This is a genomic window from Streptomyces sp. NPDC002671 (assembly GCF_053592475.1).
In genome coordinates, this window is the sequence record NZ_JBSFVU010000017.1 from 1 (window position 1) to 18,821 (window position 18,821).

The 18,821-nt window shown below is 68.7% G+C and carries 18 protein-coding genes; 6 read left to right on the forward strand and 12 right to left on the reverse strand.

All coding sequences use genetic code 11. The annotated features are described in order from the left end of the window. Positions 1-457: 457 nt before the first annotated feature. The 7 genes from ACWD35_RS25230 to ACWD35_RS25260 all read right to left on the reverse strand — a co-directional run bounded on the left by ACWD35_RS25230 (position 458) and on the right by ACWD35_RS25260 (position 6,763). The gene (locus ACWD35_RS25230; protein WP_451353564.1) at positions 458-1,501 is read right to left on the reverse strand and encodes a serine hydrolase domain-containing protein; all 1,044 of its coding nucleotides are present in this window, start codon (positions 1,499-1,501) and stop codon (positions 458-460) included. Between the two features lie 94 nt (positions 1,502-1,595). After that, complete coding sequence (locus ACWD35_RS25235; protein WP_451353565.1) at positions 1,596-2,711, reverse strand: glycosyltransferase family 4 protein; 1,116 nt, start codon at positions 2,709-2,711, stop codon at positions 1,596-1,598. Continuing rightward, a complete protein-coding gene (locus tag ACWD35_RS25240; RefSeq protein ID WP_451353566.1) occupies positions 2,708-3,244 on the reverse strand; it encodes a dCTP deaminase in 537 nt (178 codons plus the stop codon). Before ACWD35_RS25240 ends, ACWD35_RS25235 begins: the two co-directional genes overlap by 4 nt. Beyond that, positions 3,241-3,780 carry a dCTP deaminase gene (gene dcd, locus ACWD35_RS25245; protein ID WP_451353567.1) on the reverse strand — a complete coding sequence of 180 codons (540 nt, stop codon included), beginning with the start codon at positions 3,778-3,780 and terminating at the stop codon, positions 3,241-3,243. The genes ACWD35_RS25240 and dcd overlap by 4 nt, the downstream gene beginning before the upstream one ends. Beyond that, positions 3,777-5,012, reverse strand: coding sequence for a metallophosphoesterase (locus ACWD35_RS25250; RefSeq protein WP_451353568.1), 1,236 nt, complete (start codon positions 5,010-5,012; stop codon positions 3,777-3,779). Before ACWD35_RS25250 ends, dcd begins: the two co-directional genes overlap by 4 nt. Further along, a complete protein-coding gene (locus tag ACWD35_RS25255; protein ID WP_451353569.1) occupies positions 5,009-6,328 on the reverse strand; it encodes a UDP-N-acetylglucosamine 1-carboxyvinyltransferase in 1,320 nt (439 codons plus the stop codon). Before ACWD35_RS25255 ends, ACWD35_RS25250 begins: the two co-directional genes overlap by 4 nt. A gap of 3 nt (positions 6,329-6,331) precedes the next feature. Further along, entirely contained in the window at positions 6,332-6,763 is a 432-nt protein-coding gene (locus ACWD35_RS25260; RefSeq protein WP_451353570.1) for an ATP-binding protein, read from the reverse strand. A 176-nt stretch (positions 6,764-6,939) separates the two neighbouring features. Between ACWD35_RS25260 and ACWD35_RS25265 the strand changes: the two genes are divergently transcribed. Then, positions 6,940-8,211: a helix-turn-helix domain-containing protein gene (locus tag ACWD35_RS25265; RefSeq protein ID WP_451353739.1), complete on the forward strand. Its 1,272-nt coding sequence runs from the start codon at positions 6,940-6,942 to the stop codon at positions 8,209-8,211. Beyond that, a complete protein-coding gene (locus ACWD35_RS25270) occupies positions 8,208-8,765 on the forward strand; it encodes a flavoprotein (protein WP_451353571.1) in 558 nt (185 codons plus the stop codon). The genes ACWD35_RS25265 and ACWD35_RS25270 overlap by 4 nt, the downstream gene beginning before the upstream one ends. Here the strand turns inward: ACWD35_RS25270 and ACWD35_RS25275 are convergent, their stop codons facing one another. The 4 genes from ACWD35_RS25275 to ACWD35_RS25290 all read right to left on the reverse strand — a co-directional run bounded on the left by ACWD35_RS25275 (position 8,766) and on the right by ACWD35_RS25290 (position 13,647). Further along, a complete protein-coding gene (locus ACWD35_RS25275) occupies positions 8,766-10,466 on the reverse strand; it encodes a relaxase/mobilization nuclease domain-containing protein (RefSeq protein ID WP_451353572.1) in 1,701 nt (566 codons plus the stop codon). Further along, positions 10,466-11,107: a plasmid mobilization relaxosome protein MobC gene (mobC, locus tag ACWD35_RS25280; RefSeq protein WP_451353573.1), complete on the reverse strand. Its 642-nt coding sequence runs from the start codon at positions 11,105-11,107 to the stop codon at positions 10,466-10,468. The genes ACWD35_RS25275 and mobC overlap by 1 nt, the downstream gene beginning before the upstream one ends. A 130-nt stretch (positions 11,108-11,237) precedes the next feature. Next, the gene (locus ACWD35_RS25285; RefSeq protein ID WP_451353574.1) at positions 11,238-12,146 is read right to left on the reverse strand and encodes a DUF2637 domain-containing protein; all 909 of its coding nucleotides are present in this window, start codon (positions 12,144-12,146) and stop codon (positions 11,238-11,240) included. 205 nt (positions 12,147-12,351) lie between these two features. After that, entirely contained in the window at positions 12,352-13,647 is a 1,296-nt protein-coding gene (locus ACWD35_RS25290) for a DUF3631 domain-containing protein (RefSeq protein WP_451353575.1), read from the reverse strand. A 287-nt stretch (positions 13,648-13,934) separates the two neighbouring features. On the opposite strand from ACWD35_RS25290, the gene ACWD35_RS25295 reads away from it, so the two are divergent. The 4 genes from ACWD35_RS25295 to ACWD35_RS25310 all read left to right on the forward strand — a co-directional run bounded on the left by ACWD35_RS25295 (position 13,935) and on the right by ACWD35_RS25310 (position 17,512). Next, the gene (locus ACWD35_RS25295) at positions 13,935-14,453 is read left to right on the forward strand and encodes a helix-turn-helix domain-containing protein (RefSeq protein WP_451353576.1); all 519 of its coding nucleotides are present in this window, start codon (positions 13,935-13,937) and stop codon (positions 14,451-14,453) included. Positions 14,454-14,581: 128 nt separating this feature from the next. After that, positions 14,582-14,956: a helix-turn-helix domain-containing protein gene (locus ACWD35_RS25300; RefSeq protein WP_451353577.1), complete on the forward strand. Its 375-nt coding sequence runs from the start codon at positions 14,582-14,584 to the stop codon at positions 14,954-14,956. A 27-nt stretch (positions 14,957-14,983) separates the two neighbouring features. Beyond that, a complete protein-coding gene (locus ACWD35_RS25305) occupies positions 14,984-16,513 on the forward strand; it encodes a LacI family DNA-binding transcriptional regulator (RefSeq protein WP_451353578.1) in 1,530 nt (509 codons plus the stop codon). Between the two features lie 156 nt (positions 16,514-16,669). Further along, positions 16,670-17,512, forward strand: coding sequence for a PE-PGRS family protein (locus ACWD35_RS25310; RefSeq protein WP_451353579.1), 843 nt, complete (start codon positions 16,670-16,672; stop codon positions 17,510-17,512). Here ACWD35_RS25310 and ACWD35_RS25315 read toward each other — a convergent pair. Next, positions 17,442-18,779, reverse strand: coding sequence for a hypothetical protein (locus ACWD35_RS25315; RefSeq protein WP_451353580.1), 1,338 nt, complete (start codon positions 18,777-18,779; stop codon positions 17,442-17,444). The two genes, ACWD35_RS25310 and ACWD35_RS25315, sit on opposite strands and share 71 nt — an antisense overlap. Positions 18,780-18,821: the final 42 nt, after the last annotated feature.

Here is an 18,821-nt window from a genome sequence, read left to right on the forward strand (position 1 = left end):
CAAACTCCGATGCTCAACCGCCCGGATCACCAACCTCGTCCAAGCGATACTCACTCTGCATCTGACCAGCTCAGGGTGAGGTTGGAAAAGGCTCAGTAAGGTCATCGCCCAGTTGAGCTTTGCTCGCGCGGAGAAGTCCGACAGCAGTTGCGAGGCAGGACCTGTGCGCCGCCCCCAGCATGTACAACTGCTCGTCGTCCGGCGGAGGCAGAGGGTCCGCGAAGGCGCGGCCCACGTCGACCCGTGTCCCGATCAACCAGCTACCCGAGCGCGTACCACCTATCTCGACCCACGCATGCCGGGCCCGTTTGACCAACTCCCCGCAACCGGCCAGGCAGTCCAATCTGCGCCAGTCAGGACTCCATGTTCTCCAGTCAGTCGTCATGCCCCAGGATGACACCCGCCGTGGGGCACGTCCTGAGGGACGCAATCGATTCTGGCCCGCGCCCTGAGGAAGTCAGTCGAAGCCGATTGCGCGAAAGGTGTTGCGGATGCCTGTCAGAGGTCCTCGGTCGCGGGTGTAGTACAGCTTGTTGGTCAGGAGCACAGCCCACCGGCCCTGGGTGGGTGAAATCCACATGCCCGTACCGGTGAAACCGTAATGGACCCATACATCCTGTTCAGGGCTGGTATCGGGGGATGGATGCCAGAACAGACCACGGATCGGCTGGAGATTGCCGGTCTGGAGAGTAAGGGAGTGCCTGGTCCATTCGTCCCCGAAGCCGGCACTGGTCCGAGACGTAGAAGTATCGAGCATGTAGCGCAGGAAGGCCACGAGGTCGTCGAGGACCGTGAAGACGCCGGCGATGCCGCAGACGCCGCCCAAGAGGCGCGCGGAGAAGTCGTGGGCGATGCCTTTGAGGTGAGTGTCGGTTTCCTGGTCGAGTTCGGTCGGCGCGCAGCGGGCGGCGATGTCGTCGGGCACAGGGCCGAAGCGGGTGCTGTGCATGCCCAGGGGTTGCCAGATGCGGTCGGTGGCCAGCTGGTCCAGGGATTGGCCGGAGAGGTGTTCGGCAAGGTAGCCGAGGACGAGTGCGGCCCGGTCGGTATATTCCACGGCCTCGCCGGGGTGCCGGTGTAGTTGCTCGTGCAATACACCGCGGCGGATGTCGTCCCCATTGGTGCCATAGAGGTTCTTCAGTTGCGCCCGCAAGGGGAGGCCGGCGGTGTGCGTCAGCAGTTGCCGCGCGGTAGCGGCTCCGAGCGGATGGCCGGTGACCTCATGCCAGAAGTTGCCGAGCGGCTGGTCGAGGGTGAGCGCACCGTCTTCCCACAGAGCGCCGATGGATGACCAGACGGCGAGGATCTTGGTGAGACTGGCGGCGTCGAACACGGTGTCGGCGCGCATCGGCACGTCCGGCTCGTCGGGATCGAGGACACCAGTGGTGCCTTGGGCGCGGATGCCATTGGCGTCGCCGACGGCCCACACGGCGCCGGGGTACACCTTGTCGCGGACGCCCTCGTCGAGCAGGGCTTTGATGCGGTCGATGTCGTACGTCATGGTCTCCCTCTTCGCCGGGGCATCCCGCCGGCCAGCGTAGTGACGTTCACGGAGCGGGCCGGGCAGCGGCGTGGCGGACCGCTTGAAGGGCTGTTCAGGCGAGTTGGCGGCCGAGCTCGGTCAGAGACCGAGCGGTCGCTGAGAGCGGATAGCGCGCGGCGTTCGCGTAGCCCGCCTGCCGTAGGGCGGGCAACAGGCCGGGGGAGGTGCGTAGCCGGTCGAGGTCACGGGCCAGGGCGGCAGAGTGGGTGAAGTCGGTGGCAACGCCGGAGGCGGCGAGGGCTTCGCTGAGGCCGGGAACGGGTTGGTAGAGGACGGGCAGCCCGCAGGCTTGGGCTTCCAGGGCGACCAGGCCCATGGCCTCCAGGGTGGTGGACGGCATGACCAGAACGTCATGCTCGGTGAACGCCCTCCACAGCTGTGGGCGGCGGAGCCAGCCGAGGTAGCGGGCCCTCACGCCGGCCCGTTGCAGGAGCGGGGCCAGGGCATGGAACTGGGCTCTGGGGGCGGCGATGCTCAGCTCGACGCCTGGCACCGGGGCCACGCTCTTGACCAGGGTCTCGACGCCCTTCTCGGCGGTCAGCCGTCCCGCGTACAGCAGTCGCAGGTGGCTGGAGGACGTGCGGGTGGACCGAGGCGGTGGATCGGTGAGCAGGTGGTCGGGGATGCCCCAGGGGATGCGGGTGATCTTTCGGCGGTCGATCTGTGGGGCGAGCTTGAGGAGATGGTCGGCCATTGCCCCCGTCGGAACGACGATCGCGTCGGCTGCTCTGGCGGTTTCGCGTAGAACCTGGAGCTGGTCGCGGTGGGTCTCGGCGAAGATCAGGTCCGTGCCGTGGACCAAGGCGATGCGGGGATGCAGGGGGAGCGCCCGCATCAGGGCGGGAGTGGCACCGAAGGCGAGGTGCTGCAGGTGCAGTACACCGATCTGGGCCGGGTTGATCGCCATTGCGAGAGCCCTGCGCAGGGCTGAGACATAGCGACTGAAGGCGGGACCCTCCAGACACTTCCCGGTCACGGGAAGTAAGTCGAGCCCGGCGGGCAGAGGGCGTCTGGGACTCGACGGGGTCAGCATGAACGCGCGTGCAGGGATGAGGGGACGGTCGCCCGTGTAGAGGTCGAGGAAGAGTTCGACGCTGCCGCCGGGGCTTCCGGCGGGCAGGTCCAGGAAGGTGGCGGCCAACGGCCCGGTGGCCGAGAGGGAGCTCACAGGGCACCTCCGGGAATCTCTTCGTACAGGCGGGAGATGTCGATGCCTTCTGTCGACGCGTACTTGGCGGGTTGCTGCTGGTAGCTGACCGGGGCGCCGAAGGCCGTGAGGAAGACGAGCTTTCCGAAGGTCATCCCCGGGTAGACGCGCACGGGCCGGGCGGCACGGATTTCCAGGGTCCAGCGGATGGCGTGGCCCTGGTGTCCGAGCGGGGCTGAGACGTGGACCCAGATACCGAGGGCGCCGATGGTGCGGTCGCCGTTGAGCATCTGTGCGTAGGTCTCCGAGCCGGTCTCTTCCAGCGTGACGCCGAGGTAGAGCGTCTCGGGCTGCAGTACCAGACCGGTGGCGGGGATGGGCTGCTCCATGAATGCAGTAGGGGTGGCGGCGTCGAGGTCACCGTCGCAGACGCGGAGTGTGTCGCCGAGACGCCAGTCGTAGGCATTCGGGGAGAGCCGGGCGGGGTCGTACGGCTCGATGGTGATCTCGCCGGTCCGGACGGCGGCGGCGATTGCGGGGCCGGTGAGGATCACGAGGCCACCGTCCGAAGTTTTGCTAGGTCGCGCCAGTAGGCCGACGGTCGGGGGCCCACGGCGGCCTGGTACTTGCCGCGGTAGAGGTCGATGGCGCCGGTGGAGACGAAGAACATGATCTGGCCGATCTTCATACCTGCGTAGACGCGCAACGGGCGGATCGGGGAGAGCATCAACGTCCACTGGCCGTGAAAGCCGATGTCTCCGATCGGGGCGGTGATCTCGACGAACAGGCCCAGTCGGCCGACGGAGGAGCGGCCGAACAGCAGGGGCACGAAGGTGTCGGAGCCGACGTGTTCGATGGTGTGGCCGAGGTAGAGCTCGCCGGGCTGGAGTACGTATCCGCCCCGGTCGATCTCGACCTCGTGGGTGGGGTTGGAGTGGTGGGCGTCGATCTCGGCGGCGGTGTAGGTCAGCAGCGTGGGGCCGAGGCGGACGTTGTAGCTGTTGGGGTTGATCTGGTCCGGCTCGAAGGGGTTGATGGCCAGGCGGCCGTCGTGTGTTGCGGCGGTGATCTCGGGTCCGGTGAGGATCATTGTTCGCCTCCTTCGATGAGGCCGGCGGTTGAGGGGAAGGGCGTGGCCAGGACACTTCGCGCGACCTGCCCCAGACGCAGTCCGGCTTGATGCGTACGTCCGCCGAGGTAGCTGTCGGCGAGGTAGTCGGTGGTCAGCACGCTGCGTATCGCCGACGGCAGAGGCTTGGGAGTGATGACCAGCGGACCGACGCGTTCGGTGAGGTGGTCGAGCAGCTTGTCGTGGCCCTGGGCGTACTTGTCGGGGAGGAAGGCGTGGACGAGCTGGTTGTCGAAGGGCTCGATGGACAGCAGGTCGCCGAGGGTCAGGGTGTGGCCGAGCGGGGTGGAACGCAGGGCGGTCTCGTTGAGGATGACCGCGTCCGCGCCGAGACCGGAGTGCAGTCGGCCGGCGATCTCGGCCAGGAGGCGGCGTCGGTCCAACGGGGTATTGCGGTAGGGCTCGTTCACCGTGCCGAGCGGGCTCGTCAGCGTCCGTGCCACGAGGCTGATCTCGTCATGCAGTGCGGTGAGGCCCTCGGGGATCGCGACCGAGTCCGGGAAGGCGCACGCGCGGGCGCCCCAGCCGCTGCCGACGGGCTCCGCGGTGGCGTATCCGAGGCCGAGCTCGTGGCCCTTTACGACGAGGGTGTCGCCGATGTGCACGGGGCCGTAGGTGTCGCTGTGACAGTGGCCGGAGAAGATGACGTCCGCGAACGGGCACGCGGCGGCGAGCTTCAGGTCCTCGTCGAAGCCGGAGTGGGACAACACGATCCAGGCATCAGTGCAGTGGTGGTGCTCCAGCATCACCTTCCGCAGGGCCTGGGCCGGATCGGAGACCTGATGGCCTGCGCGTTGGTCGACGGGAACCGCGTTGAACGCTTGCGGTCCGATCACCGCGGTGACGGCGACTCGACGGCCGCCGATGCGGTTGATGCGTACGCGGTCGAAGAGGGGCTTGCCGTTCTCGTCGACCGCATTGGCGCACACGGTCATCTCGTGCAGCGCCGGCTCGAAGTAGTGCGGCCAGCCGTGGTTACCCGGCGCGAGCAAGTCGTAGAGGCTAGTGAGGACATGGTGCTCGATCCGGCCCTTGCCCAAGCGGTAGAAGCCGCTGCCCTCGAAGAAGTCACCGCAGTCCACGATCAGGCTGTCGGCCCTGGCGGTGTGGAGGTGGGCGAGCATCGCTGCGGCCGAGTCGAAGGCGGAATGCACGTCGGTCGTGGCGATGATCCGCCGGAGCTGTCGGCTCACGGGGTGACCTCACAGATGTCGGCGCCTAGGGCGTGCAGCTTGGTGGGCAGGTCAGCATGGCCGCGCCGGAGCTGTTCGAGCCCGCCGAGCGTGGTGACGCCGCGAGCGGTGAGGCCGGCGATGAGCAGAGCGGAGCCCGTGCGGATGTCGGTGGCCTCCACCCCTGCGCCGGTCAGCTGCTGCGGGCCGGTGAAGCGGCACTCGGTGGGTGAAAGCTCGCGGATCTCGGCACCCAGGCGGGCGAGTTGCGGCAAGAGGTTGCCGTGGCGGCCCGGGTTGATGGTGTCAGCGAACAGATGGGTACCGGGGCGGGAGAGGGCAAACGCCATGAGCGGTGGTTCGAAGTCAGCGTCCAGACCGCCGGGGGAGAGGGAGGCGATGGCTCGCAGTGGCTTGTCGGAGGGGTGGGCGTCCTGGGCCTGCACGGCGAGCACGTTGCCCTTGGTGTCGGCGGGTACGCCGAGCGATCGCAGGGCGGCGACCAGAGGAGCGACGTCATCGCCGCGTACGCCGCAGATGCGCGCGTCGCCGCCGGTCGCCGCGACGGCACAGGCCAGTGTTCCGGCCTCGATCTTGTCGCCGGGCACCCTCCAGGTGATGGTCTCGGTGGGGGCGGCCGGGTGCGGCGCGAGCGTCAGGACGGATTCGCTGACCCGGCACTCCCATCCGGCCACCTGCAATGCTTCGACGATGCTGAGTACTTCCGGTGACAGGTTGGGCTGGCCAAGACGCAGCGGCCGTCCGGCTACGGCCGCACGCAGGAGAGCGGCGATGCTCGCGCCCCGAGAGCGGAAAGGCAGCATGATCGAAACCGTTCCGGTCTGGGTGGCTGCTGCCTCCACGAGGTAGCCGTGGTCGTCGACGGTCGTGCGGTCACCGAAGCGCTCGTAGACCTTGAAGTGCTGCTCCATCCCGCGTTCCCCGATTCGGCAGCCGCCCGGCCAGGGAAGTCGGGCTCGCCCGTAAGCGCCCAGCAGCGCGGGTACGAGGTAGTACGAGGCCCGGATGCGGGCGGCGGTGTCGGGATCAGGGCCCGACTGGATTCTGTCGCTCGGCAGGATCACCACGGTGTGTGGATCGCTGACGGGGCGGGCCGTGTGCCAGCCGGCCTGCTGAAGCAGGGTGAGCATGGTCTCGACGTCGGTGTTGCTCGGAACGTTGCCCACATGCACCGGTCGGTGCATGGCCGCGGCGGCGGCCAGCAGGGGCAACGCCGCGTTCTTGGATCCGTCGACCCCGACGGAACCGGTAAGCGGGCTGCCGGGCCGGATGGCGACTACTTCTGCTGCGACTGGAGGAACCCGTACGGCTGTCAACAGTCAACTCCTCTGCAAGGGAAGGCGTTGGGAGGGCTGGCAGGGGGCGCTCACCTTGAACTCGGCCCAACAGCGTTTGCCTCGTGGCACCTGATCGAATCCGTGGCGATCTGCGAGCGCGGCGACGAGGAACAGGCCGCGTCCTCCTTCTTCGTCCGTGGCGGGCAGACCGACCTGCGGGACGTCGGGGCTGGTGTCTGTCACCTCGATCAGCAGACGTGCGTCGCTCAGACGCGCGCCGGCCGAGATCGGTCCGTTTCCCGCGTGGCGAACCGCGTTCGCGATCAGCTCGGCGGCCACCAGTTCCGCCGTGTCCAGGAGTTCCGGCCCCAGGAGCGCATCCCAGGTCCGTATCGCGCCCGCGAGCTGCCGCCGCGCGGACGCAGCGGCAGCAGGTGTGCCGGAAACGGGGAAACGGACTTGGTGCACTTCCATGAGAGACCTCCTGGATCGGTGCGGCTCCTCCACGCAACCGCGCCAGGCGCAAGCGGAGCCAGGCCATGTGCCGTGGCTGCATCACTTATGCAGGAGCTGCATCACGGCCAATCGCCCCTCGGCTACGCTCGGTTGAGCAGGCAGGATCGGCGGCGGCAGGAGGAGCCGTGGCACAGATGGCCGAGGCACAGAGCGAGGCGAGACGGATCGGAGAAGTGATCCGTCAGGCACGCGTGTTACAGCGGCGCTCGCAGAAAGACGTTGCTGCCGCGCTTGGGTATCACCAGTCGAAGGTGAGCCGCCTGGAGAGTGGCCGGGGTACCGATGATGTCCGCATGCTGCGCGAGGTCGCACAAGCGCTGGACATTCCGCTGCACCGCCTTGGCCTCGCTGCCGCGTCGAGTACCAGCACCTCGGACCTTGAGGCAGAGGACATGCACCGCCGTACCTTCCTTGCCGCGGGCGTTGCCGCGCTCGCGGTTCCGCCTTCGCCCGCCGCAGCCCACCGCGATCTGGTTCAGGTCCTGCTGCCCGGTACGAGTCCAGCGGCCACGGGCCAAGCCTTGGACATCAATGGGCTGCGCGATCGAACACGGGCGGTGCGGCGGTTGTTCTGCACGTGCGACTACACGGAGTTGGAGCGCACCCTGCCGGGGCTGATCGCCGACCTGCGTCAGGCAGCCGGTGGTTCATCCGGCACGGCTGAGGCGTCCGGATTGCTCGCGACCGCGTACCAGACGTCAGTGAGCCTCTTGCTGAAGCGAGCGGATCAGGGCAACGCCTGGCTCGCGGCCGGTCGCGCCATGGCCGAGGCGGAGCGATCCGGGGACCCCATCGCTCTCGCCGCCAGCGTCCGCGTTCACGCTCACGTCCTCGTTCGCGAGAAGCACACCTCGCAGGCCGTGAACATCATCCGCCACACCGCCGACCAGCTCACCGGCTCCTACGACCAGCGGCCGCCGCGCTACCTGGCAGCAGTTGGCTTGCTGCTGCTCCGTGGGGCGACCGCAGCCAGCAGGAACGGAGACCGCGACACCACCGAGGACTTCCTCACCGAAGCCCGAGAGGTGGCTCGCTACGTCGCTTTCGACCGGCCCGATGCATGGGCGAACTTCAGCCCCACCAACGTTGCCCTCCATCAGGTCAGCGCGGCCGTCTCTTTCGGTGACGCAGGCATCGCCCTGGAAACAGCCCGGCCGCTCATGAGGCGGCATATTCCGGTACCCGAGCGCCGTGCCGCCCTGTGGGTCGACGCCGCCCGCGCCTACAGCCAGCAGGGCCGCCTCGCTGATGGGTACCAGGCGCTGCGCATTGCCGAGAGCTGCGCGGCCCAGGACATCCGCCGCCCCGCTGTCCGGGAGCTGGTCGCCGACATGGCCGCCCGCGATCGCCGCCGTACCCTGCCTGCACTGCATCACTTCAGCCGTCAACTGGGAGTCCCCGCGTGAGTGACCAGCCCGACCAGCAGACCAAGAAGCCGTTCCTCTATGTCGTCGTGTGCGCGGCCGGAGTCGCCGGCGACGTGGGCAAGCTGATCACGGCCGCCCAGGAGGCGGACTGGGACGTCGGCGTCATCGCCACCCCACAGGGCCTGGGCTTCATAGATGCGACGGCCATCGAGACCCAGACCGGCTATCCGATCCGCTCGGCGTGGCGCTCCCCCGATGATCCACGCCCGCTGCCTCCCGCCGACGCCATCGCGGTGGCCCCGGCCACCTTCAACACGGTCAACAAATGGGCCGCAGGGATATCCGACACGCTCGCCCTGGGCATCCTGTGCGAGGCGTACGGCTTCGGCATCCCCACCGCCGTCCTGCCGTACGTGAACTCGGCGCAGGCCGCCCACCCCGCGTACGGACAGAGCCTCGACCGGCTGCGCGAGATGGGCGTCCTGATCGGCTCGTATGAGCCTCACCGGCCGAAGGCCGGCGGTGGGGCAGACCGATTCCGCTGGGAGGAAGCGCTGGAGCTGCTCACCCCCAGGCTGCCCGAGCGGGTGTGATCAGCGTCGTCGAACGTGCGGCGCCTGCGGGTGCGGGGTAGCTGTTGCCGCCGGTATCGGTTCGCCGGGTCGCCATGGTGCGCTGCGAGCCTGCGCTGCACGGGCGCGTGCGCTGGGCGCCGACCTTGCGCTGAGACGCTGGACGCGCCAGGTCAGGACCCGTGCCGGGTGGCGAGCATCGTCCAGGGCGCGCTGGTCGGCGGCCTGCTGGAGGAGTTGCTTGGGGTCGTGTCCTGCGGCCTCGGCCTCGGTGAGTGTGGCAGCGAGGGCGTCGAAGGCCGCGTCCTCCAGCACCTGCTCCGCGTGTTCGGGCACGGACCGTCGGATGACGTGGATGTGCCGCTCGACCGTCTGCTGCGGCGGTCGGCGCTGGGCCAGGGCGGCCAGGGGGGCGGCAGCCACCTGGTCGTAGGCCGCTTGGAGGTGGATCACCGCCTGATGGGCGGCTGCGACTTGCTGATCGTGGTGGCGGAGCTGGTGCCAGCGGGTGGCGGCGATGACGACGAGGATCGCGGCGTCGAGGAACATCGCCAGGGCAGCTCCGTCCCTGGGAGCCGCGTCGCGGAGCATGGCCCGCACGGCACCGCGCAGCGCGCGGGCATGGTGGTGATCGGCTCGGATGCGGGATCGGGTGGCGCGCTCGAACGTGATTGCTGCCTCGCGGAGTTGGGACCGAACGGGCTGGGGCGCGATGAGAGGTAGGGCGTCGAGGGCTTCCCCGAATGCGGCGAGGTGACCTTGGGCGGCTTCATCGTCGGCATGGTCGAGGCGGTGGGGGATGCGTTCGGTGGCGGCGGTGGCCTGATGCCAGGGGTTGGGCCTGCGTCGACCCGGCTGCTCGGTGAGCTGCGGGTCGGTGGCTTCCAGGCGCTCGCGGATCTTGGGGAAGGACAGGTCCGGAGCGAGTTCGGAGCCCGAGAACCAGATGGGCTCGTTGCCGGCGGTGGTGGTGTCTTCGCAGGCGACCTTGTAGCCGCGTACGTCTCCGGAGGGGAAGTGCACGACCTCGACGAGCACCCCGTCGACGTGGCTGAGGAGGTGCACGAACTCCTCGGTGCTGGTGGCAGCGGCTACTGCGGTGCGGACGGTGGAGCGCAGACGTTCGCGGGCGGGCTTCTGCTGGCCTTGGCGGTGGGCCTTTTCCTGCTCGGCGCGGGTCGGGCGCTTCGCGGCGGTGCGGTCACCGCGTACGACTTGCCGCAGGCCGTATTCCTTCTCGATCGCGGCGAGTTCTCGGTCGGCGGTCAGGTAGTCGTTCCAGTGGCGGGCGGTGCGCAGGTCGCCGCGGACTTTGGTGGCGGCGATGTGGATGTGGTCGGGGGCGTGGCGGACGGCGACCCAGCGGCAGCCGTCCGGGTCGCCGTCCGGCGCGATGCCGGTGGCCGCGACGACCCGGCGGGCGATGTCGGCCCACTCCTCGTCGCTGAGGATGCGGTCTTCGGGCGCGGCGCGTACCGAGCAGTGCCACACGTGCCGCTCGGGGGCGCGGCCGAGCCGTGTGGCCTGCTTGACGTACAGGTCTAGGTCCGCCACCAAGAGGTTCCTCGTGGCGTCGACGTTCTCGGAACGGCCTGGGTCGGGTGCGAAGCCGTCCCAGGAGGCGACCAGATGAGGGTCGGTGTGGTCCTTGGCCCTTTTCGTGTCGAACAGGTACCGGATGAGGCCGGCGGTTTCCTTGCCGCTTCGGATGTTCGCGATCATCAGGCCGACTTCTTGGCGGCTGCCTGGTTTGTGGCTGCCGCGATGTAGCGGACGGTGGTGCCGGCCACGTCCAGGGTGCGTTCGGCCTGGCTCAGGAGGGCGGTGTCCCCAAGGTGTGAATGGCCACCGGAGTTGAGCTTCTTCGCGATCTGATTGATGTTGTGGCCGATCTTGGCGACCTGGCTGCGGAGGGCGGTCAGCTCGTCGATGTAGTCGTCTAGCGGGGTGCGCTGGCCAGGCAGGGTGAGGTCGCCGTGGATGTGGGCCATGACGACGGCACCGACGTAGTGGGCGCCGGCGATGCTCAGCGAGCGGGCCATGCGGAGGATGTCGGCCTTCTCGTCGACGCTGTAGCGCACGTCGACACGCTCCTTGCGCTGGGTGTCTTTGCGCTGGCGGCGTCGGGCGACGCGGTGCAGCGCGGCGGCGTCGGCGGCTCGCGGCAGCGGAGCGTCGGCGGTGTGGACGGGCTGTTCCTCCTCTGGCACCCCCTGGTGCCCGAGGGCCTCCGCCACCCCTGGGGCGGAGGCTGCTTCGTTGGACCGGCCCTTGGACGGTCCAGCGGCATACCTTGCTGGCTGGGTGGCGGTGGTCGTCATCGCCTGCTGGGTGGCGGGGAGTTCGTCGTACGGGTTGTGCATGGGGAAGTTCTCCGTAGAACGTTTGTGATGCGGGGCGATGTCGGGTGGACTCGTTGCGGGCTGGTCACCCGTCCCCGCGCTGACCTGCGCGGGGACGGGTGGTGCGAGTCGAGCGGGAGCGGTCGTAGGCTCAGAAGGCGCCAGCAGGGACCTTGGCCAGTTCGGTCTGCCCCTGAGCGGCGGCTTCGTCGAGTTCGGCCTGTAGGGCTTTCTTGATCGTCTCTGCCTCGGCCTTGCCGATGGTGAGGCCCTCGCCGCGGATCGCATCCTCGATGTGGCGGCGTGAGGCGCGGCCACCGCGTCCTAGCGGCGCGCTGCGAGCGATGGCGAGGAGTTCGTCGGACACCGTGCGGAGCTTCGGGGCTTCCGGCTTGGCAGAAGGCTGTGGGAGCTCCGGCGCATTGGCGACGCCCTGCGCCATGTCGGCGGAAACCCGAGCCACATCGATGTGGCCGTCTGCCACTTCGAGAGCGAGTGGGTCCGGGCGATCGGGTTCCTCTCCGACGGGGGCGGCGAGCTGGGCGCCATCGGTGCCGCTGGGGATGTGGTTGGCAGGGGTATGGCGTACGGCGGCGCACACTTCCTGGGCGCCAGGCGTGGGATGGCGGCGGATCACGATGTAGAGATGGACGGCGCCGGCCAGGGCGAGCGGAGCGATGGCGGACAGGACGCCGACGGTGATGTCGTCCAGGTGCAGTCCGTCCGGGCGGGTTTGTTGGTTGAGGCGGACCGCGTGCAGGGCGTTGGCCCAGATGCTCGTGGCGGTGGCCAGTCCGACGAGTGCCCACACGTAGAGGCGAGAGAGCAGCGGGGCGGTGCGCAGGATGAGCAGGGCGCCGACGCCGATGGCGATGAACCCGTCGATCACGAGCGGGAAGGCATAGGTGAGTATTCCGCGGATGTGGATGGCGACGGCCATCTGACGGAGTGCGTCGTAGGAGAGGGCGAAGCCGATGGCGCCGAGCAGGGCGATGCCGAAGCGGATCGCGGAGCTGCCCGGTATGGCGGAGGGCGCGGTGAGGGCGGTGCGAGGAGTCAAGCGGAAGCACTCCAGGTGGTGTTGGGCGGCGCTCAGGGGCGCAGGAGAAAGGGGCCGCTGTTAGGTGCGGTGACTCGTACCACCCGTTGCGTGCCTGGTCAGGGCAGGTACGAGAGACATGACGATGTCGGGTTGACCCGTTGCGGGCCGATCACCCGTCCCTGTGCTGACCTGCGCGGGGACGGGTGTTACGGGTCGAGCCGGGTCAGGCTGCGGTGCTGGTGCTGGTGCTGGTGCTGGTGCTGGTGGCGGAGCCTGCGGCCTCGCCGGGCTTGGCTGGATTCGCCGTTTCGACTGCCGGTGCGGGGCAGTAGCGGGCCCAGGCGTCGAGGAACTGGTTTCGGGCGTAGCCCTTGGCCTGGCCGCCGCCGGGGAAACGGTGATTGCCCGGGCGGATGCCGTAGTCCTCCAGCAGAATCCCGAGGCGGCGCGAGGTCAGCCCGGTAGAGCCGTACTCGGCCCATGGCGCTTCCTCGTCGTTGTTGAGCTCTTCGAGCAGGCGGCTCGTGCGCAGCGCGGCGGGGTTGCGCTCGGCGGTGAAGACTCGGCGGATGTCGATCAGGATGCGGGTGCGCAGCCCTGTGTCCGCGTCCTTGCCCGACTCGTGGGCGGTCATCACCCGACAGGCCGTTCGGGCCAGCGTGGGCCAGTCGCCTCCGGCGAGGTCGGCGACGATCACCAGGGGCTCCCAGGTGTCGGCTGCACGGTCCTCGACCGGCATGCCCGGCTCGGCGTCCATCGCCTCGGTGTGCTGGGGCTGGAGCCAGGCGGTGAGGCGGTTGCGTACGGCGTGCAGGGCAGGGGTGTCCCGCCCTGTGCGGAACGCCGCGACGGTTTCGCCGGGTGCTCGGCGGCGCATCCGGATGACCACCGACCGGTCCATGATCGTGTCGGGGAGGTCACCGATGCCCGCCAGGGCGGCCATGGCGAAGGTCGGGAAGGCGACCGGTGTGTGTTCAGGGCCGGTGACGCGCAGGGTGGGCCGGTTGCGCTGGTGGCCGGCGTTCAGCAGGCCGCGCAGGTCCTCGTTGCGCTCAGCCGACTTGGCGGTGCCGAACAGCGTGTCGGCCTCGTCGACCAGGAGCGTGGGCGGATCCTCGGCAGTGATCGAGCGGAAGATCGCCGCAGGGCTGGCGTTGACCGTGATTAGCGGCGCGTGCACGGTCTCGGTTACCACGTCGAGCAGCCGCGACTTGCCGCACCGCTTGGCCGGGCCGACCACTGCCAGGCGCGGCGCGTGCTGCCACGCGGGCTGCAGATGGGTGGCCGCCACCCAAAGGGTTCCTGCGGTGAGGGCTTCCTCGCTCGGCATCACGACGAACTGCTTGATCCGGTCCCGCAGGTCATCAAGTATCTGAGCCCCCTCGAACGCAGGCACGACTTCGAGTTTGTCGTCGCGGGCCGCGTCTGCGGGTGGCGCTGTGTGGGTCGGCTGGCCGGTTGCGTCGGCCGGTGTGCCGTCGGCCTGGAGGGATGGCGTATTCGTCTGGGGTTCGGTCATACTGGGCTTCAGCTCCTCTGCTCGCGGGCCATATGGGACGGCAATCCCGGCCACGCGGGTCGATCGCTAGGGATGGCGGTTGAGAGGTTTGCGCTTGGCCCCCGGTGCCAGCCGGGGGCTTTTTGCATGTGGCGCTACGTGGGGACTCCTAGGGCTGGTGGTTTGGGGTTATCAGCATGCCACACGAATTGCCGATTGCAGAAGCTCTCTGCATGGTGCAGGAGGATGTTATTGTGGGCAGGTCGCTGCATACGGCAGTGACTTGCTACGAACGGAAGGAGGTGGCCGTGGCGGACGAAGACGCCCCGCAGGGCGTGCTGCTCAGCGGTGAGGCGAACGTCGCGGTGCGCATCAAGCTCGAGCGCGAGGCGCACGGCTGGAGCACCAACGCTCTTTCCGACCGCCTGAACGAGGCCGGCTTCGACATGAACCCGTCGGCGGTCTGGCGCATCGAGAACGGCAAGCGCCGCATCAACCTCGACGAGGCCATCGGCTTCGCCGAGGTCTTCGGCATCGACCTGCGCAACCTCGTCGGCCCCCCGCAGCTCGCCGCCCAGGCCCGCGCGATGGAACTCATCGACGCCATCGTGGACGCGTACCGCGAGACCCAGCGCGCCAACGCCGCCTTCACCCAGGCACGTGACGCCCTGGACGCATACCTCGCCGAGCACCCCGACATCCGTGAGGAAGCGGACGTGATGGTCTCCAACGCCATGGCCGAGGCAGCTGCCAAGCATCTGCTGGAGTCCTACGGACCATCGTCCGCGGACCAGCGCGAGGACACCAGCTCCTCAGGCGAGGCGTAGCCGCCGGCCCTGATCCACTCCCGTCCTGGGACCGCAAACCCCCAGCACGGACACCTCACCTCATCCCTAGCGATCGACCGGCGGGCCGGTGTTGCCGCACCCATGCCCGCCAGAAGAGGACTCATCCCTTGCGCCAATCCGCGATACCCCCTGCCTCCGCGCCGACTCCGCACTCGGAGGCCGCTCTCCCGCGCCTGTACGTCCCGGAGGAGGTCGCCGCCGTCCTCGGCTGCTCTGCCTGGTGGGTCAAGGATCGTGCCCGTCCACGGCTCATCCCGTTCACCCGCGTCGGCCGCGCCTACCGCTTCACCGGCGAGCACCTCGCGGAGATCATCCGTATGCACGAGGACCGCCCCTCCTACGCGCGGCAGCACCTGGCAACTGCCTCCGCTCCCAAGCCGCCAACCCGCAAGCCCTCTCCTCCGTCTGCCGTGCCCACGGCCTCCCTGCGCGCCCGGCCACCACGCCGAGCACGCCAGAGCCAGTTCGGTACCGCCGCTTAGAGCGACGACGAGGAAGGGGAGGAACACGTGGGTTTCGCGGAGAAGCGCGGAAACTACTGGCGCGGCCGATACAAGACCGCGCCCGGCAAGCACCTCACGGTCGTCGATGAGACGGGCAAGGCGATCAGGTTCGCCACCAAGGGTGAGGCCCAGCGCGCCGCGAGTGAGGCTGAGAACAAGTACCGGCGCGGCGACTGGCGCGACCCGGCGCTCGGCCAGGAGACCTTCGGCGAGTACGCCAACCGCTGGTACGAGGGCCAGGACCTGGCCGCCTCGACCATGCAGAACTACAAGCGGCACATCGAGGAGCATCTGCTCCCCGAGTTCGAGGACAAGGCGCTTGCCGGCATCCTGCGCACGGACGTCGACCTTTGGGAGAAGAAGGAGAAGGCCGCCTACGCGGCCTCCAGCGTCAAGACCTGGCGCTCGACGCTTCACCTGATCTTCGAGGACGCGGTCGACGAGGGCCTGATCACGTCAAACCCGGCCGCCAGGCGGCGTGGACGCGGCAAGCGCGCGGGCCGGTCCCGAGACCGTGGTCCGGAGAAGGTCGTCACCGACGCGCTCGGCATCCTGCTGACCGCAGAGAGGGCGGCCCTGCTCTCCGGCCGCGACGACGAGTTCGTCGCCGTGGTCCTCAAGGGGTACACGGGCATGCGCTGGGGTGAAATCGTCGGCCTGGAGACCGAGTTCGCCCGTCCTGGGGCCGTCCGTGTCGAATGGCAGCTGTACGAACTCGACACGGGCGAGCTGGTGCGCTGTCCGCCCAAGGACGACAGCTACCGCACCATCGACCCGATGGACTGGCTGTCAGCGCTGGTGGCCAACCACATCGCCCGTACGAAACCCACCCCCTGCCCCTGCCACGGCAAGACCTACGTCTTCCGAGGCCAAGGCGCGGCCCGCACAGGTGGCCATCAGGGCGCCAAGCTCGTCGACGTCGCCCGCCGCGCCGGAGTCTCCACGGGCACGGTGTCCAACGTCCTCAACCACCCCAACCGCGTCACCGAAGCCACCCGAGCAAAGGTGAAGCAGGCCATCGCGGACCTCGGGTTCGTACGGGGTGGCGCCGTACCGGAGCACGCTTCCCACTGGCGCCGAAACGGCTTCGCCACCTGGCTGTTCACCCCGGCGGTCTCCGGCTGGTACCCGAAGAAGGCCCCGCAGGAGGCGCGGCCCGTGCCCCTGCTCGGTGAGCCGTGGCCAGGAGTGCCGGCGCGGGGGCGCGGCGCCAGCGAGCGGGCCGACTCCTGCTGGATCCCGATAGCCAAGGGCCTCACCCCGCACGGTCTGCGCCACACCCATCGGACGATGATGGAGGACCTCGGCACCGAGAAGGTGCTCATGGACGAACGCATGGGCCATATCGACGGCTCGGTCTCGGCGCGCTACGCCCACGTCACCCCGGGCATGCGTAAGCGCCTCATGCTCGGGCTCACCGAGCAATGGGAGACGGCACTCGACGGTCGCCTGGCGATGAGTCCCACATCATCGGTGCGCGTACTGCGCAATCTCCTGCACGCACGCAGGGAGTCGCGTATGCCGATCGAGCCCTGATGTTGCTGTGCCCCCTCGGCGTTCGCCGCCGAGGGGGCACAGTCCTCCCAGGGTCTTTGCGTTGCCGAGGCAGCGTCAACCTGGAGCCACCAGCTCACTCTGGCGGTTACGGCGAATGCCGTGTGACGCGGCCAACAGAACTGGCTCAATGGGCATATGGAGATTGGCGAGCACTGGGCATACCGAGTGAGGCCGAAGGCGCTGGGCAGCGCGATCCGGCAGGTGGAGATCGTTCGAGTGGGCGGCCCGGGCAGGTCTGGTTGGATCCACGTGCGGTTTCTCGAAGGTGACAGCAATGGCCTGCAGGAATGGGTCAACCCTGGCTCGCTCGTAGCACTGTGGGCGGACACCGATACGTTCCTCGCGGATGACAGGGCAGAGTCGGCGCTGGCCGAGGCGTCACGCCACGTACGCGGCAGCACGGAATTCGAGGCCGCGCGAATGATTCTCGGGTTCGTCCGTCCGAAGAACAGGCTGCGCCTGCGCCGAGGGGTTGCGGACGCAGGAGTTCTGGAGCTGAGCCGCCTCGACGACACGGCACTGCTCATCGGCATGGATGCCGCTGAACTACGTGCCGACGCGATGCTCTACGAGAAGAGCGACGGCATGTGTTTGACCGGGTGGCCGGTCACCGAGCGCATCGCCCGCCAGGTGGCCGGCCGCCTCGCCGACGAGATCCTTCCGGAGGTGGACCGCAAGCAGCAGGCCATCGAGCAGGAACGCGCACAGTCCTCGTGGTACTCCTACAGCCGCCGGGACGACCGCAAGCTGGATGCGGACGCGGCAGTCCTGCGGACAGTCCGGGCATGGTGCGGCGAGGACAAGGCTGACCGCTATGACGAGCTGGTCGCCCTGCGCGCCGAGGTCATCAGGCTGGGCGAGCTGGTGGAGAAGGCGGTCACGGCCCTACGCGATCGTGGCCACGGCGTCATCGCCTCCACCATTCAGCGCGACCTTGGCGTCCATATCGCCAGCCTTGATCCTGACGTGCGCCGATGACGGATCGCCACGGCTCTGGCTCCGGTCTGGGCGGTGCGGGCTGGGGCGGGGGCTTCTCCTTCTCCGGCCTGCGCGGGTGCCATCCGTCGAGAAACGGCCGTAGCTGGTCTTTCGTGGGCTCCGCGTGGAAGTTGAGAGAAGCCAGGCCCTTGTCGTTCCTGGTGGGGTCGAGCTGTTCTGCCTCCGCTTTCCCCCAGGCCGACCACTCTCGTAGCCTCTCGGCTTCGAGGGAGTTGTCCGATGCGGCGGCGGCTTCATCCAGAGCGGTGCAGAAGGTCCGGATCTCCCCTGCGGCCCGCCATTGCTCCAGGGCCGTGCTGAAGTGGTCCGCTCGGACCGCGTGAACTGCCTTGATCGAAGCCGCGCTGACGGCGGTCTCCCACTCGCGCCGCGTCCGCTCCTCCAGTTCCGCTTCCAGACGCTGGCGCTCGGCTGCCTGCCGCTCACGTTCCTCTCGTAGGTGCCGCTGCTCAGCTTCGTACTTCAGCCGAGCCTGCTCCTGTTCCTCCGCGCGCGCCTTCAACGCCCGGAAGATTGAACCGACCTGCTCCTCCAACGGCTTCTTGGCGGTGTCGACCCACTCCTTCTTCCAGCCGTAATTGTGGCCGTAGCTGTAGCCCGAGTGCTGCTGGCCGATCAGCAGTTCCAGCTCGCCGGACGGCTCGAGCCTGTGTGCCGGGGTGACCCGCTGCCAGTCGTACGTACGGCGGCCCGCCTGCTTGGGCACGTACCGGACCGGCTTCTGCCGTTCCCGGAAGGTGACCTCATATGTCCTGCCGTGGACGGTGAGCAGCGGCCTCGGCTGCCTGCGTTTCTTGGACACCGCGATCTCGCCGTGGCGGGCGAGAGCCTGCTCGGTGAGGAGTCGGAGCAGCGAGAGCACCCGGGGCAGAACCTCTTCCGAGATCTCGAAGGCGCTGTGATCCGCGGTGACCGCCGTGAGCACATCCTCGACATCGGTGATCACACGACTGCGTGCCAGGCGGATCCGGTTCCACTCGGTGTCGTCCTCGCCGGTCACCCGCAGCAGGCCGAGGAAGAAGTCGCCCTTCGCCCGACCGCTGTACTTCAGGTGGTACCCCTCCGGTGCGCACTGCCGTGCCGCGTCGAAGGCTCTGCGGTAGCGAGCCCGTTCCTCGACGCTGGGGTTCGGGATCCGGAGGAATCGTCCGGCTTCCTGTACCTGTGTGATCAGTGCCGCGCCGACTTCCGCCGGTGAGGGCGGCAGGGGCTTCGCGGCACGCTGCGAGGGAGGCTTCGTCTTCATAGGGGGAGCGGCGTCCTGCTGAGGGTGAGAGGCGGTCGGCGC